Origin of the sequence: Pedobacter gandavensis (assembly GCF_032678465.1) — a bacterium.
In the GTDB taxonomy this organism is placed as follows: domain Bacteria; phylum Bacteroidota; class Bacteroidia; order Sphingobacteriales; family Sphingobacteriaceae; genus Pedobacter; species Pedobacter gandavensis_B.
Window position 1 is genome coordinate 1 of the sequence record NZ_JAVTSK010000016.1, and the last position, 14279, is coordinate 14279.

Genomic DNA, 14279 nt, shown 5'->3' on the forward strand with positions numbered 1-14279 from the left:
GTTATCCTCAAATGTGTGTTTTGCCATAAATAGTAAACCCCAAAAGTTTTTGTCTAACTTTTGGGGTTCACTTCAATAAAGGTTGCCCTCTTTTTTTTTGTTGCATATTTTTCGCAAATTAAAGAAGTTTTCATTGTCTTTTAGCATCTGTTTTTATAGATAGTACTTTTGGTGCAAAAATTAATTGCAAATAAAATGCAATTAAAACAAAACAATTCTATATTTGATTCCAGGCTGTGTCCTGATTCTGGCAGTTTAGAAAAAGCTAACCAAACTACCCTTATTGATTCTGCTCAGCATATTTTAATCATTTATATCATCATCATGAATTTATCAGCTCAGGAAGCATTTTTAAAATTAGAATTGGTATTGCCACCTGCTCCAAAACCACTTGGAATTTATAAACCATTTTTAGTAGATGGTAAATATTTATATTTATCCGGACACGGCCCGGTACAGCCGGATCAGTCGCTGATCATAGGTAGAGTTGGTGTTGATTTGGATGCGGAAGCAGGGAAACTGGCTGCGCGACAAGTTGGCCTGACCATGTTATCTACCATTGTGACGAATTTTGGCAGCCTGGATGTCGTTAAAAGGGTGATCAAGGTATTAGGGATGGTCAATTGTGCTCCGGATTTTGAAAGGCATCCTTATATTATCAATGGTTGTAGCGAGTTGTTTGCCTCAGTTTGGGGACAGGAGAACGGGATTGGCGTAAGAAGTGCAGTAGGAATGGGCTCTTTGCCGGATAATATTCCGGTAGAAGTAGAAGCAGTTTTTGAATTATTTTAATCGTTAAAAGCTATGTTTATAATCGATGCCCACCTGGACCTTAGCATGAATGCGATGGAATGGAACAGGGATTTGAGGTTGCCGGTATCCTCGATAAGGACGCTTGAAAAAGGGATGACCGACAAACCTGACCGCGAAAAGTCAACCGTATCCTTTCCTGAACTTAGAAAAGGAAATATTGGGATTGTAGTAGCCACACAGATTGCCCGTTATGTGAAACCTGATAGCTTAATTCCTGGCTGGAACTCAGCGCAGCAGGCATGGGCACAAACTCAAGGGCAACTGGCCTGGTATAAAGCGATGGAAGAAGCTGGTGAAATGGTTCAAATCACCAATGCAGCACAATTGAAGGCACACTATGAGCTTTGGAATGATGGAAGTTCAAATGACAATAAAGCAATTGGTTATATCTTAAGTCTGGAAGGTGTAGATTCTATTGTGGATATTTCATATTTGGAACGTGCACACCAGTATGGGCTCCGGGCAATCGGACCGGCTCATTATGGTCCTGGGAGGTATGCAAATGGTACAGATGCTACTGGTAGAATGGGGCAAGCGGGGCTGGATTTATTGAAGGAAATGGAACGCTTGAACTTCATTTTAGATGCAACTCATCTTTGTGATGATGCCTTTTGGCAAGCCCTGGATCATTTTTCTGGTCCTGTTTGGGCCAGTCACAACAATTGCAGGGCATTGGTGAATCACAACAGACAATTTAGCGATGAACAGCTCATGGCTTTAATTAACAGAGGAGCAGTAATTGGTGCTGCTTTAGATGCCTGGATGATTGTTCCAAACTGGCAAAGGGGGCTATCTACGCCTAAAGGAATGAATTGTGGTTTAGCACAGGTAGTAGAACATGCGGACCACATTTGTCAGCTAGCAGGGAATGCAAAGCATATCGGTATTGGCTCAGATTTGGATGGTGCTTTTGGTACAGAACAATCTCCATTTGACCTGGATACCATTGCTGATTTGCAGAAAATGCTGGAATTATTTAGGGCGAAAGGTTATTCAGCAGAAGAGCTGGAGCTGATCTTTCATAAAAACTGGCTCAACTTCCTATACAAAGCCTGGGCTTAGTTTGAGTTTTTGAAGCCTCAATGCTCAAATTTAAAGAAGAGCAAGATAACATCAGGAATTAAAGCTAAAAAACCCGGGAGCTTAATTGATCAGCTTCCCGGGCTTATGTTTTAAGGACGATCAGGCCTTATTTTTTTAATTAATTATGCCATTACCGGGATTAAAGCGTTACATTTTTCACAAGTACCATATACCGTCGTGTTAACGGTTTTAGCTGTAAATCCATTTGGCATTTTAATTTTCGGTATTGTAAGTTCCAGGCAGTAAATCTTACCGCAGCTGCTGCAGTTAAAATGCACATGTTCGTCATGATGGTGTTCTTCTGAACAGGAAGAAGAGCATAAGGCATAGTTTGCCGTTCCATTCATGTCCATGATACGGTGGACAATCCCTTTTTCTTCATAAGTATTCAGGATTCTGTAAAGCGTGACACGATCAATCTCTTTACCTAACTTTTTTTCCAGTTCTGGCTGTGAGATCGCTACGGTATCTAAAGCAATTTCTTCCAGTACCCGTACCCTTTGTTTGGTATGTTTAAGGTCGTGTTCTTTTAAAATATTTACAGGATCTAGTTTCATGTTATATTGATTTTGCGTTGACCAGGGAAATTGGTGGGTTATCCATTGCGTTACCCGTGTTTAACTTCAATGTTCCTTTTACGACAATTGTTTTATAAGTGAATTTGATGGGTTCTGTCATTTCTACCAAGACCATAATTGGAACCCCATTTTTTCCGCAATAAAAGCATTGATTAATGGGTAAGGTAGAAAGCATAAATTTTGTTTGTTTCATGCCATCCTTAATTGGGACAATATATCCTTCTAATTCAAATGGTTTATTGGCATGTTTCTTAATAGCAGGGGTATAAACAGCATACATTTCTGAGTCTTTAACAATTTTAAAGTCTACACCGCCTACCACATCCCAGTTGTCGGATAGGATCTGATCATCAGGATTGTGCTGGGCTTTTACTGCAAATCCCGTAAATAGTAAAATAGCAATTAGGAATCGTTTCATTTCTTGAGTATTTGTGTTAGTTTTTAGACAATATTTTAGAAATATTGGATTTGTAAGCCTGTATTGCAGGGATGATAGCAGCAAATATACCAATCGCTAAGCCAGCAACAAACAAATATATTTCCTCTTTAAGAAAGATCATTCCAGTGAGACGTGCCTGATTGCTTTCCTGATAATAGCCGATGAGTTGTAATGCGAAGTGCCCCAGTGCTACACCAATAATGGTTCCTGCAAGGGTAAGGATGATTCCTTCAATGATTACAATCAGAAAGAGTTTCCCTCTGGATGCCCCAAGTGTACGCATGATGGCCAGATCATATTTACGTTCTTTTAAAGAATTATAAAGGTTTACAAACACACTGATGGCTGCAATTAGCATGATAAGAACTGCAAACCATTGTAAGGTTTCTACGCCTATACCAATTAAGGAGAACAGTCTGGTGCTTTCCTGGGCAGGAGAGGCCGCCTGCATATTTGTGGTTTCATTGACCATTCTCGGGAAGATGGCCACAGACATCGGAGAGCGGTATTGAATCAGTAGGGAGGTCAGCTCTCTATGTTCATCTTCATTTATTGTACCTTTTTCTTTTGTTGTATGCTGATGATCCTTGTGGCTTTCTCCTTCATGGTGCTGATGATCCTCCTCTTTTGTTGCCGCATCCTGATGGTCCTCTTCATGTTCATCATGCATTTTCCATACACTGGCGATATTGGTTAAAATCAGGTTATCAGTTACATTTCCCTGGGATTCTAAAATTCCTGCTACAGTGTAAGGGTGACTTTTGTGGACATCGCTATTGCTACTCAATCCATGCGCACCGAAAAAAGTATCTCCAATTTTTAATTGCTGGCTTTGCGCTACCCCAGCTCCGATAGTGGCCTCGAAATCCTGGTTCCAAAACTTACCATCGCGTAGTTTCAATTGGTATAAGGCTACAAAATTAGTGTCCGTACCTACAATTCGGGTTCCATTGTAATTGTCGCCTAAAGCAAGTGGTACAGCTCTTTTTACAAATGGGCTGCGGGATAATTCTTTCGCTTCTTTAAGGGGGATATTTCCGGTAGGAAAATCTATATAATAGATGCTGCTGAGAATCAGTTGTAATGGACTGCCTTTTGCACCAACTACCAGGTCAATATCTTTTGAATTATTGTCTAACTTTTGGGAAATCTGTTGTGATGCTAACAATAATATGGTTAATATTCCAGTGCCAAAGGCAATGAGCATCATATTTAATGCGGAAGAAAGCGGTTTAGACCATAAGCTCTTCCAGCTGATCTTTATTGGGCTCATGATAATTCGTAGGTATGTTTAAATGCGTCTTTTACTCTTTTGTCGTGGGTGGCAACAATCAATGTCGCCTGATTGGCACCAGATTGTTGCATCAATAGTTCCAGTACAATGGCTGCATTTTTATCATCCAGACTGGAGGTCGGTTCATCAGCAATCAGTAAGGCTGGTTTATTGATCACCGCACGGGCAATGGATACCCTTTGCAATTGTCCCTGACTCAGTTGATCCGGATAGGCATTTTTCTTATCTGCAATGCCTAAAGCTGATAATACTTCATCAACTCTATTTAAATCTGTAGGTAGTTTTGCAAAACTTTGAGCAACAACTAAGTTCTCAGCTATACTCAGACTTTTAATTAGATGTGGTCTTTGAAAGATGATACCGATGTTTCTCCCTCTAAATTGATCGAGTTCCTTAGAAGATAAATCATAAATAGCCGTTCCTTTTATGCTAACCACTCCTTGTACGGGTTTTAGTATACCCGTTAGGATATGAAGCAAGGTTGATTTTCCACTTCCTGATGCGCCAAGGAGGAGCCATTGTGATCCTGCATCGATTTGCCAATCCTCAAAACGGATGTCTTGCTGAGACTGGTACCGATGAGCTACAGATTTTAAAGAGATCATAGATGTTTGGTATTTATTACGCGGCTTTTTAGATATTTTAAGTAAAGCTGTTTGCCATCCGGACGCTGGTGTGTGCAACCTGGATTAATCATGCTTACAAATATTAAAAATACACCGAATATCAGTTTATTGTTCATGTTATGTGTGTTTACAAAAGTAGTAAATGCCATAAGATTGCAAGTGCTTTACTTGTAAAGTATTTGCTACTGCATTTTGCTTAATTAATGATTTGTACAATTACGCGCATATTTCCAGTTGAGGAGGTGCGCAAGTGCAATGGTTAATCCACCCATAGGAATCAGTATAGGTTCTAAAGACTCAAGGCTATGGTGTCCGGTTCCAATCAATATAAAACCCGTGATCAGTACAAGTATAGGAATGATTCTTTTATGTTTTGGGTAGGAGCCTGCCAAAGACCAGGTTCCTATAATTAGGGATAGTCCAATCATGCTCAACTCTACCCAGGGATTAGCGAGGAAGCTGAGACCCCAGAGTGGAAGTAAGGTAATGAGAAATGGCAATGCTGCACAATGGATGGCACAAGCAACTGATGCAGTGATTCCAAACTGGTCCAGACGATCAGATTTCAATAATGTTTTCTTGTTAGTAGTTTTTATCATGACGTATATATTGATTTGACAAATATAAAAGCAATATAGTTGCATTTGTAGTTTATTGAGATATATTTGCAACTTAATTGCAATTAAATGAGAATGCCGGTTTCTCTATACAATTATTCACAAACATAAATTACCATCATGAAAAAATTACGTCAGTATTCAGTACCCATTTTAGTGGCGCTTATTGCCATAACATTTAACGCTTGTAAGAAAGATACTCAACCAGAAGTTCCGGAGGAGGGCACTGGAAAAGCAACGCTTACTTTCTTAGAAGTGGAGCGGGAAGCGCATGGCGATCATTTTCATTATAACCCGATCGCTTCAGCAAAACCTTTGATCATTACCTTCGATAGTAAGGGATTACCTCCGGTTGGAACACATGCACATTTGGAGGAGGGAAAAACCTATAAAATCAGTCTGAAGTCATTTGATTTTGCGAATCGGGAGCTGCAGCAGGAGTTTTTGGACGCGCATGAAGTGCATCAGGCATTTATCCCGGGTGCTCCGGCAGGCGTGTTAACTTATGCTTATGCAGACCGTGATAAGGACAATAAGAAGATCAATGTGGGTTTGACGGGATATTTAACAGTAGATAAGGCTTCTGCTGGATTTACTTTCCGATATGTCATGCGCCATCTTAATGTTGGGGTTAAGGCGGGAATTGCTGCAACAGATTGGAGCAATCCTGATTTTGGAACTAAATTTCCCGGAACAAATGAACTGGATTTGAAGTTTGAATTACATCCGGTTGAAGCGGATGCTCATGCGCATTAACTTTTGTTGATGTCATAAAAAAAGGGGCTTTTCATAAAGCCCCTTTTAAAATTATTTATACATTTCTGCTCTTAACTGAGCCACATCTTCGCTCGTAATGTAGTCATCGTAAGTCATCATTTTATCAATCACACCTTTAGGCGTTAATTCGATAATTCTGGTGGCTACAGATTCTGTTAAAGCATGATCTCGTGAAGTGAACAATGCGGTACCTCTGAAATCTTTTAGTCCATTGTTTAGGGCCGTGATCGACTCTAAATCCAAGTGATTCGTAGGTTCATCCAATAACAACAGATTCGCATGTTTCAGCATCATTTGTGAGAACATACAACGCATTTTCTCACCACCGGATAGTACTTTCACATTTTTCAAAACTTCTTCACCAGAGAATAGCATTCTACCTAAGAAACTTCTCACAAATTGCTCATCCTGATCTGTACCTGAATATTCGCGCAACCAGTCTACCAGATTTTCATCTTTACCCTCGAAGTAAGGAGTGTTGTCGTTAGGAATATCAGCAACGCTAATCGTAATTCCAAATTTAAACTCACCGCTATAGTTTTTCTCACGTTCAGTTAGAATGTTGTAAAAAGCAGTAGTCGCTAAGCTATTTTGAGAAAGAACAGCAATTTTATCTCCTTTATTGACCATGAAGCTGATGTTTTTAAACATCACTTCTCCATTTAAGGTACAAGAAAGGTTCTCTACCTGTAGGATTTGGTCACCTGCTTCTCTGCCCAGGTTATTGAACAGGATTGCAGGGTATTTTCTACTGGAAGCTTTAATTTCTGAGATATCGATTTTATCTAATGCTTTCTTACGGGAAGTGGCTTGTTTCGATTTCGAAGCATTTGCACTAAAGCGCTGAATGAACTCTTGAAGTTCTTTAACTTTTTCTTCTAGTTTCTTATTTTGATCACTACGTTGTTTCAATGCAAGTTGGCTCGACTCATACCAGAAGGTATAGTTACCCGAGTAAATGCTCATTTTGCTGAAATCAATGTCCACGATATGCGTACATACCGCATCTAAAAAGTGTCTATCGTGAGATACCACCAATACGATACTTTGGTAATCTGCAAGGAAGTTTTCCAACCAGGCGATGGTATCAATGTCCAAATCGTTGGTAGGCTCATCCAGTAGTAAGATGTCCGGATTACCAAATAAGGCCTGTGCCAATAACACACGTACTTTTTGGTTACCATCCAGTTCTTTTAATTGCTTATAGTGGTGTTCTTCTTTAATTCCTAAGTTGCTCAACATGGTAGCAGCATTGCTTTCCATGTTCCAGCCGTCCATTTCTGCAAACCTATTTTCCAGCTCACCAGCACGCTCACCATCCTTATCGGTAAAATCTTCTTTCAGATAGATAGCGTCTTTTTCCTTCATGATATCGTACAATTCCTTGTGTCCCATCATGACTGTTTCAATCACTGGAAATTCATCAAACTCATAGTGGTTTTGTTTTAAAACTGCCATACGTTCGCCAGGAGTAAAAGCCACACTACCTGAAGTTTGCGTTACTTCTCCTGAAAGAATTTTTAGGAAGGTAGATTTACCTGCGCCGTTCGCCCCAATTACACCATAGCAGTTGCCATGAGTGAATTTTAGGTTCACATCTTCAAATAAGGTACGTTTTCCGTAACGGAGGGATAAGTTAGATACTGAAATCATATTGCTGAAAAATAAGCCGCAAAGGTAGTCATAATTTATAAAATGATTTGAATACGGATTGATTAGTTTTGTGAATCAAAATTTCAATATCTTGACAAAGGAAGAATTAACAAGTCGGTTAGGGGCCTCTATGGGGGCACAAATGGTAAAGGTCATCTCAGGAATTGCAGATACCAGAAATTTATACCACAATTCTGAAAATGATTTTAGCATTAAAGATGTGATTGAACTGACCTTTCATCCCCGGAAAGACCTGGCTTTCAGGGCGGCATGGCTGCTGGAATATATTTTTTTAAATTATTATTGTCTGGGGGATCATTTGGAAGATTTTTTGAGTGGTTATGCTGCACAAAAACATCCAGGTCCAATGAGACATTATGGGAAGATTCTGGCTTTTCTTACGGGGAAACAGGCGAAAGGTTTACATCCCGGGCAATTGGAAAAGATTGATTTTGAGCCACTGATTGGTTTAATGTTCGATTGGTTGATTGATGAAAAGGTATTGGTGGCAACGAAGGTTCATGCCATGCAGGCATTGGCTAACCTCGCTAGCCGATATCCATGGATTAAAGAGGAGTTGTTGGCAACGATAGCCCATCTTGAAGATCTTGAAAGCATTGCTTTTTTTGGAAGAGCAAAACAGATTCGGAAACAGCTTAAAAAGATCAGGTTTGAAAACAATGACCTTTAGTCAACAAAAGAAAAGCCGATATTACTATTTTTGCCAATAGTTATATCAAGCACAAAGATTCATGGAAAAAGAAATAGATATATTGAGCAGCATCATTCAACGCCGCCGTAGTATTTTCCCAAATAGTTACACCGAACAAGAGATTCCGGTAGCATTGATCAATCAGGTGCTGGAAAGTGCAAATTATGCACCTACCCATAAACTGACAGAACCCTGGCGTTTCACTGTTTTTAGAAATGAAGGTAAAATGAAACTTGCTGCGGAGCTTGCCAGATTGTACAAGGAGGCGACTCCTGAGCATCTGTTCCTGCAAAAGAAATTTGATAGCATATTAGAAAAGGGCAGACAGGCCAATTGTATCATTACTTTGAACGCAGCTTTGCACACAGATAAAGTTCCTGAATGGGAAGAGTTGGCTGCGCTGGCCTGTGCTGTACAGAATATGGCACTGACCGCAGAAGCCTTAAATATTGGTGCCTATTGGAGTTCTCCAGGTATGATTGATGCATTGGGGAGTTTTCTGGAGCTTGAGAAAAATGAAAAATGCTTTGGCCTTTTCTATATGGGCTACCACAATGAGTCGCCAAGAGCCGCAAAAAGAACGCCTATGGCAGCTAAAGTTAAATGGGTAGAATCATAAATTATGCAAGATATTAAAGAGAAGTTGTACCGTCTTTGTCTGGACTTTATAACACAGCGGATCCAGACCGCAGAGACCGCTTTGGAGCAAGCGCGTGAGGCGAGTAATGACGATACAAAGAGTAGTGCAGGAGATAAGTTTGAAACGACGCGGGAAATGATGCAGCAAGACATTTCCAGAAATAAAAGGCTATTGATGGATGCACAGCAAAATTTACAGCTGCTAAATTCAATTAAGGATATGCCTCTGAATGATAAAGTAAGAAACGGAAATCTGGTGTATACTTCAGAAGGTGTTTTTTACCTGAGCATTAGCGCCGGACAATTGAAATCAGATGGGGATAGCATTTTTGCGATTTCTGCCGCTTCTCCGATTGGCAACCTACTGATCGGAAAAGAAATAGGTTCATCTTTTGATTTTAATGGCAAAAAGTATTTGATCAAAGAAATCATTTAATCAATACATTGATTCTGAATAAAAAAAGAGAGGCCTGTTTGCCTCTCTTTTTTTATAACTCCATTATTTAAAGCTCTTATTGATACTGTTGTATAGGTTTTTAGCAGTATAAGTCCCTGGATCTATAATCCGGCGGATGGTAAATAAAGGGTATTCAGGATCCCTTTTAGTAGATAAGATAAAAGCGGCTTTGAATCCATGTTCCTGAAGTTTGTGGAGATTTGAGGCTTTCGAAACACCGTAGGGATAGGCAAAGTACTCCACCTTTTTACCTGTAATTGCTTCCAGGGTCTTGGTAGGTTTATCAATTTGAATCTCCCAGTCTTCATCTGTAAACTCGGCGAAGTTCTTATGGTTCCAGGTATGACTGGCAATCACATGTCCTTCATCAGAGAGCTCCTTGATCTGGGCTTTACTCATATACCTTGGTCTGCCAATTGAAACCGTCATGATAAAGAAGACTCCTTTAAAACCATGTTTTTTCAATTCTTCGGCACCTACCGTGTATTGATCAAGATCCGTATCGTCAAAGGTGATCATGATCGGTTTTTCAGGTAGTTGCTTTCCATAATTCAGGTAGTCATACAACTCATCTGGCAAAATAGTATGGTAGCCACTATCCGCCAGCATTTTCATATGCTGACTAAAATTCGCTGGCGGAATGATGTCATCATGTGCACGTTTTGAATCAGTCGCCTTCCAGTTTCTGATCTGATGGTAACACAGTACCGGCACTTCTTTTTTTGCCAATACTTCTGCTGCACTGGCTTTCTTTCCTCCTTTAACAGCTACTGAGGAAGGATCAGTAGCCCCGGGAGTATTATTGCTGTTTTCTGATAAGGCAGTATGCTCTTTTTCAGCCTTAGTATTTTCCACACAAGAAGAAAAAAACAATGCCGAGAGTGCGGCTAGTGTGAACAGTGTATTTCTCATTCTATTCTTTAGAAGCTGTTTTTAATGCTGTTGCTTAGTGTTTTTGATGACCAGTAGCCGCTTGCAATAATTCTTCTGATGGTATACAAAGGATCATTTTCATCACGTTTTGTAGCCAGAATATAAGCAGATTTCATGCCTCTCTTTTTAAGTTCAGGAATCGCTTCGGGATTCCATAAACCAAATGGATATGCGAAATGTTGAATCTTTTTACCAGTGATCTCTTCCAGAGTTTTGGTTGGCTTCTCAATTTGAGTTACCCAATCCTGTCCCTGGTATTTTTTCACATTGTGGTGATCCCAGGTATGGGAACCGATGACATGACCCATGTCTGAAAGTTGTTTCACCTGATCTCTACTCATGTAGTTTGGTCTGCCAAGAGAAACGGTCATGACAAAGAACACGCCTTTGAAACCATATTTTTTCATTTCTGGTGCAGCAATAGTGAACTGGTCCAGGTCGGTATCATCAAAGGTCAACATAATTGGTTTAGAAGGTAATGCAGTACCATTATTTAAATAATCATACAACTGATCCGGAAGAATAGTGTGGTATCCACTATCCGCCAACATTTTCATATGGTCCTTGAACGTTGCTATCGGAATGATATAATCTTTGGCTGCTTTAGAATCTTTTTCTCTCCAGTCGCGTACCTGATGGTAACACAAAATAGGCACTTGTTTACGTGCAAGGATGGTTTTCGCATCTGCTACTTTGATCTTGGAGATGTCTGTAGCTGGTGCTGAACTTTGTTCTATAGCTTCAGGAGCTCCGGTAGTCGCAGTAGTCAGGGAATCTTTGGCATGGTCTCCAGTGCCATTGGTTTGTGATTTTGACTGGCAGCCCGCAGTCATGATAACTGCAGCAGCAAGAATAGGTAGGAAGGTATGTTTCATAAATGAGTATTTCATACAAAACTAAAAAATCAATCCTGATTTACTCATTATATTTACAATGTCTGGCAACAAAATCATTCTTTTTGAAAACTTGCCTTAGCGACATAAATCAGCATAAGTCGACATTTAAAAAGAATGTCAATAAATCTTGAAAACTATCGCTTTTATTACAAAAGAAGCCCTTTCTTACCATCATTAATCAATAATTTAGGCGGTTTATTAAAAAACCACAATGAAGAAACTTTATACACCACTTTTATTGTCGCTTTGTATGGGTTATGGTGCCATGGGGCAAACCAAAACTTTTACGATTACTGAGTCGACAGTAGCTGCTCCGAAAGCCAATTACCAGTTGGCTTCGAGATTCTCACCTGCCAAAATTAAAAAATTGGTTTATTCTACCGCTGTAGATCCACATTGGTTAAAACTGAGCAACCGGTTCTGGTATGAATATGAAACACCATCAGGTAAGGAATGGTACCTGGTAGATCCATCGGCGAAAACTAAAAAGAAAATGTTTGATAATGCGCAGTTAGCCGCTGAAATCACCACGATTGTTCGTGATCCTTTTGATGCCCAGCATTTGCCTTTGGAAAACCTGAAGTTCTCAGCAGATGAGAAGGCGGTTACTTTTGAAGTGAAAAGTACGATCGATGAATTAAAAAAGGATAGAAAAGATAAAAAGGCAGCAGACTCTTTACAAAAGAAAATCTTCTTTTTCAATTATGTATTGGCAACAGCCAAATTGACGGAAGTGCCTAATTATTCGAAAGCTAAAGCAAAACCAAGCTGGGGATCAGTAGCTCCTGATTCATCTGCCATTGTCTTTACCAGAAATTACAACTTGTATTGGATGGATAAGGAGAACTACAAAAAGGCAGTCAAAAACGAAGAGGACAGTACTATTGTAGAGAACCAGCTGACAAAAGACGGTGAGAAGTTCTATTCTTATGGAAGTAACGGGGATGGGGAAAATAACGAAGAAAACGAAAAAAACAATAAAAAGAGAAGAAGAGCATATGTGCTATGGTCGCCAGACGCGAAATATTTTGTGTTAAACAGGTCTGATAGCCGTAAAGTTAAAGATCTTTGGGTGATCAATAATATTTCAGCAGGAAGGCCAACACTGGAGACTTATAAATACCAGATGCCAGGTGAAGCTGAGGCACCAAAAGATGAAATGCTGTTGTTCAATTTTGCCGCTAAATCTTTTAAAAAACTAAATACTGCAGCTTTTAAGGATCAAAACTTATCGGTATGGCAGGCACCTAACCTCAATAAAGATAGAGACAATGAATTCCGTCCTTCGATTTGGTTAGGAACCAATAACAAGATTTATTTTGGTCGTACCAGCAGGGACCTGAAGCGCGTAGATGTATGTACAGTAGACATTCAGACAGGCGTAGTTAGTCCATTAATCGAAGAGCGTTTCAACACTTACGTGGAATTGAACCGTCCGGGATTGGTTAATCAGGGTAAGGAAATGATTCATTGGTCTGAGCGTGATGGATGGGGTCATTTTTATCTGTTTGATGCCGCAGGGAAACTAAAAAACCAAATTACCAAAGGAGCTTTTCATTGCGAAGAAATCGTAAATATTGACCAGAAAAACAGAGTACTTTACTTTACTGCCAATGGCAGAGAAAGTAAGGAGGACCCTTACTACGTACATTTGTACCGCATCAATTTTGATGGTTCCGGAATGAAACTGTTAAACCCAGGCGACTTTGACCATGCGATCAGTATGAATGATGAAGCTAAATTCTTTGTCGACAACTTTTCGAGAGTAAACACTGCTCCTAAAGCGGTGGTTATGGACAATAATGGCAGGGTAGTGATGAATTTGGAAACAGCAGATTTATCCTTGCTAATGGCTACCGGATATAAATTCCCTGAGCCTTTTAAAGTGAAAGCAGATGATGGAATCACGGATATTTATGGGGTGATGTATAAGCCTTTTGATTTCGATCCGAATAAAAAGTACCCGATTATAGAATATGTGTATCCAGGCCCTCAAACGGAGGCGGTAAACAAGTCTTTTAGCAAAAGCATGGACAGAACAGAGCGACTGGCTCAGTTCGGTTATATCGTGATCACAGTGGGGAACAGAGGTGGAAATCCAGCCCGCTCTAAGTGGTACCATACTTTTGGTTATGGCAACCTTCGTGATTATGGTTTGGCAGATAAGAAAGCTGCTGTAGAGCAATTGGCCGATAAGAATTCGTTTATCGATGCGACAAGAGTAGGTATTACAGGTCATTCTGGAGGTGGATTCATGTCTACTGCTGCAATGTTGGTATATCCTGATTTCTTCAAGGCAGCGGTGTCGAATGCCGGTAATCACGACAATAGTATTTATAACCGTTGGTGGAGTGAAAAGCATCATGGGGTGAAAGAAGTTATTTCCGCTAAAGGTGATACTACTTTCAAATACAGCATTGATAAAAATCCTGATCTGGCGAAAAACCTGAAAGGGCATTTGATGTTGATGACTGGTGATATTGACAATAATGTACACCCGGCAAATACCATCAGAGTAGCCAATGCATTAATGAGAGCAGGTAAGAGATTTGAGTTTGTGATTGTTCCTGGACAGCGTCACGGTTTCGGAGATTTGACGGAATATACATTTTGGAAATTGGCAGACCATTTCAATAAATACCTGATTGGCGACTTTTCTCAAACAGGAGAGGTTGATGTAACTGGAATGGAGATGGATCCCAAGAAGTAATTCTTTTTTCATCCAAAAAGCCAGGAATCTGGTGCCTGTAAAACCTGAATTA

The 14279-nt window shown here is 39.9% G+C and carries 15 protein-coding genes; 7 read left to right on the plus strand and 8 right to left on the minus strand.

The window, feature by feature from the left end:
- The first annotated feature begins 195 nt into the window (after positions 1–195).
- The gene (locus R2Q94_RS21220) at positions 196–792 is read left to right on the plus strand and encodes a RidA family protein (protein ID WP_316823484.1); all 597 of its coding nucleotides are present in this window, start codon (positions 196–198) and stop codon (positions 790–792) included.
- Between the two features lie 12 nt (positions 793–804).
- Positions 805–1875, plus strand: coding sequence for a dipeptidase (locus tag R2Q94_RS21225; RefSeq protein ID WP_316823485.1), 1071 nt, complete (start codon positions 805–807; stop codon positions 1873–1875).
- A gap of 143 nt (positions 1876–2018) precedes the next feature.
- On the opposite strand, the gene R2Q94_RS21230 is transcribed toward R2Q94_RS21225, so the two are convergent.
- The 5 genes from R2Q94_RS21230 to R2Q94_RS21250 all read right to left on the minus strand — a co-directional run bounded on the left by R2Q94_RS21230 (position 2019) and on the right by R2Q94_RS21250 (position 5432).
- On the minus strand, positions 2019–2453 hold the full coding sequence (locus R2Q94_RS21230; RefSeq protein WP_316823486.1) for a Fur family transcriptional regulator: 435 nt from the start codon (positions 2451–2453) through the stop codon (positions 2019–2021).
- A gap of 1 nt (position 2454) precedes the next feature.
- A complete protein-coding gene (locus R2Q94_RS21235) occupies positions 2455–2892 on the minus strand; it encodes a hypothetical protein (protein WP_316823487.1) in 438 nt (145 codons plus the stop codon).
- 16 nt (positions 2893–2908) lie between these two features.
- A complete protein-coding gene (locus tag R2Q94_RS21240) occupies positions 2909–4186 on the minus strand; it encodes an ABC transporter permease (RefSeq protein ID WP_316823488.1) in 1278 nt (425 codons plus the stop codon).
- Positions 4183–4812, minus strand: a complete 630-nt coding sequence (locus tag R2Q94_RS21245; protein ID WP_316823489.1) for an ABC transporter ATP-binding protein — start codon at positions 4810–4812, stop codon at positions 4183–4185. The genes R2Q94_RS21240 and R2Q94_RS21245 overlap by 4 nt, the downstream gene beginning before the upstream one ends.
- Positions 4813–5033: 221 nt before the next feature.
- On the minus strand, positions 5034–5432 hold the full coding sequence (locus R2Q94_RS21250; protein ID WP_316823490.1) for a MerC domain-containing protein: 399 nt from the start codon (positions 5430–5432) through the stop codon (positions 5034–5036).
- A gap of 138 nt (positions 5433–5570) precedes the next feature.
- On the opposite strand from R2Q94_RS21250, the gene R2Q94_RS21255 reads away from it, so the two are divergent.
- Positions 5571–6206: a hypothetical protein gene (locus tag R2Q94_RS21255; protein ID WP_316823491.1), complete on the plus strand. Its 636-nt coding sequence runs from the start codon at positions 5571–5573 to the stop codon at positions 6204–6206.
- A gap of 51 nt (positions 6207–6257) precedes the next feature.
- On the opposite strand, the gene R2Q94_RS21260 is transcribed toward R2Q94_RS21255, so the two are convergent.
- On the minus strand, positions 6258–7880 hold the full coding sequence (locus tag R2Q94_RS21260; protein ID WP_316823492.1) for an ABC-F family ATP-binding cassette domain-containing protein: 1623 nt from the start codon (positions 7878–7880) through the stop codon (positions 6258–6260).
- Between the two features lie 91 nt (positions 7881–7971).
- Here R2Q94_RS21260 and R2Q94_RS21265 point away from each other — a divergent pair, with 91 nt between their 5' ends.
- From R2Q94_RS21265 to R2Q94_RS21275, 3 genes are all read left to right on the plus strand, one after another.
- Complete coding sequence (locus tag R2Q94_RS21265; protein WP_316823493.1) at positions 7972–8571, plus strand: hypothetical protein; 600 nt, start codon at positions 7972–7974, stop codon at positions 8569–8571.
- Between the two features lie 61 nt (positions 8572–8632).
- On the plus strand, positions 8633–9211 hold the full coding sequence (locus tag R2Q94_RS21270) for a nitroreductase (protein ID WP_316823494.1): 579 nt from the start codon (positions 8633–8635) through the stop codon (positions 9209–9211).
- Positions 9212–9214: 3 nt separating this feature from the next.
- Positions 9215–9667, plus strand: coding sequence for a 3-oxoacyl-ACP synthase (locus R2Q94_RS21275; protein WP_316823495.1), 453 nt, complete (start codon positions 9215–9217; stop codon positions 9665–9667).
- A 63-nt stretch (positions 9668–9730) separates the two neighbouring features.
- On the opposite strand, the gene R2Q94_RS21280 is transcribed toward R2Q94_RS21275, so the two are convergent.
- Both R2Q94_RS21280 and R2Q94_RS21285 read right to left on the minus strand, forming a co-directional pair.
- The gene (locus R2Q94_RS21280) at positions 9731–10600 is read right to left on the minus strand and encodes a polysaccharide deacetylase family protein (RefSeq protein WP_316823496.1); all 870 of its coding nucleotides are present in this window, start codon (positions 10598–10600) and stop codon (positions 9731–9733) included.
- Positions 10601–10608: 8 nt separating this feature from the next.
- Positions 10609–11496, minus strand: a complete 888-nt coding sequence (locus R2Q94_RS21285) for a polysaccharide deacetylase family protein (protein WP_316823497.1) — start codon at positions 11494–11496, stop codon at positions 10609–10611.
- Positions 11497–11728: 232 nt separating this feature from the next.
- Between R2Q94_RS21285 and R2Q94_RS21290 the strand changes: the two genes are divergently transcribed.
- Complete coding sequence (locus tag R2Q94_RS21290) at positions 11729–14227, plus strand: S9 family peptidase (protein WP_316823498.1); 2499 nt, start codon at positions 11729–11731, stop codon at positions 14225–14227.
- Positions 14228–14279 lie beyond the last annotated feature (52 nt).

Bases quoted from the DNA above. Each gene is read 5' to 3' on its own strand.
- R2Q94_RS21245 (WP_316823489.1), bottom strand. From the start codon at position 4,812: ATGATCTCTTTAAAATCTGTAGCTCATCGGTACCAGTCTCAGCAAGAC.
- R2Q94_RS21235 (WP_316823487.1), bottom strand. From the start codon at position 2,892: ATGAAACGATTCCTAATTGCTATTTTACTATTTACGGGATTTGCAGTA.
- R2Q94_RS21290 (WP_316823498.1), top strand. From the start codon at position 11,729: ATGAAGAAACTTTATACACCACTTTTATTGTCGCTTTGTATGGGTTAT.
- R2Q94_RS21280 (WP_316823496.1), bottom strand. From the start codon at position 10,600: ATGAGAAATACACTGTTCACACTAGCCGCACTCTCGGCATTGTTTTTT.
- R2Q94_RS21270 (WP_316823494.1), top strand. From the start codon at position 8,633: ATGGAAAAAGAAATAGATATATTGAGCAGCATCATTCAACGCCGCCGT.
- R2Q94_RS21240 (WP_316823488.1), bottom strand. From the start codon at position 4,186: ATGAGCCCAATAAAGATCAGCTGGAAGAGCTTATGGTCTAAACCGCTT.
- R2Q94_RS21220 (WP_316823484.1), top strand. From the start codon at position 196: ATGCAATTAAAACAAAACAATTCTATATTTGATTCCAGGCTGTGTCCT.
- R2Q94_RS21255 (WP_316823491.1), top strand. From the start codon at position 5,571: ATGAAAAAATTACGTCAGTATTCAGTACCCATTTTAGTGGCGCTTATT.
- R2Q94_RS21285 (WP_316823497.1), bottom strand. From the start codon at position 11,496: ATGAAACATACCTTCCTACCTATTCTTGCTGCTGCAGTTATCATGACT.
- R2Q94_RS21225 (WP_316823485.1), top strand. From the start codon at position 805: ATGTTTATAATCGATGCCCACCTGGACCTTAGCATGAATGCGATGGAA.
- R2Q94_RS21260 (WP_316823492.1), bottom strand. From the start codon at position 7,880: ATGATTTCAGTATCTAACTTATCCCTCCGTTACGGAAAACGTACCTTA.
- R2Q94_RS21275 (WP_316823495.1), top strand. From the start codon at position 9,215: ATGCAAGATATTAAAGAGAAGTTGTACCGTCTTTGTCTGGACTTTATA.
- R2Q94_RS21250 (WP_316823490.1), bottom strand. From the start codon at position 5,432: ATGATAAAAACTACTAACAAGAAAACATTATTGAAATCTGATCGTCTG.
- R2Q94_RS21230 (WP_316823486.1), bottom strand. From the start codon at position 2,453: ATGAAACTAGATCCTGTAAATATTTTAAAAGAACACGACCTTAAACAT.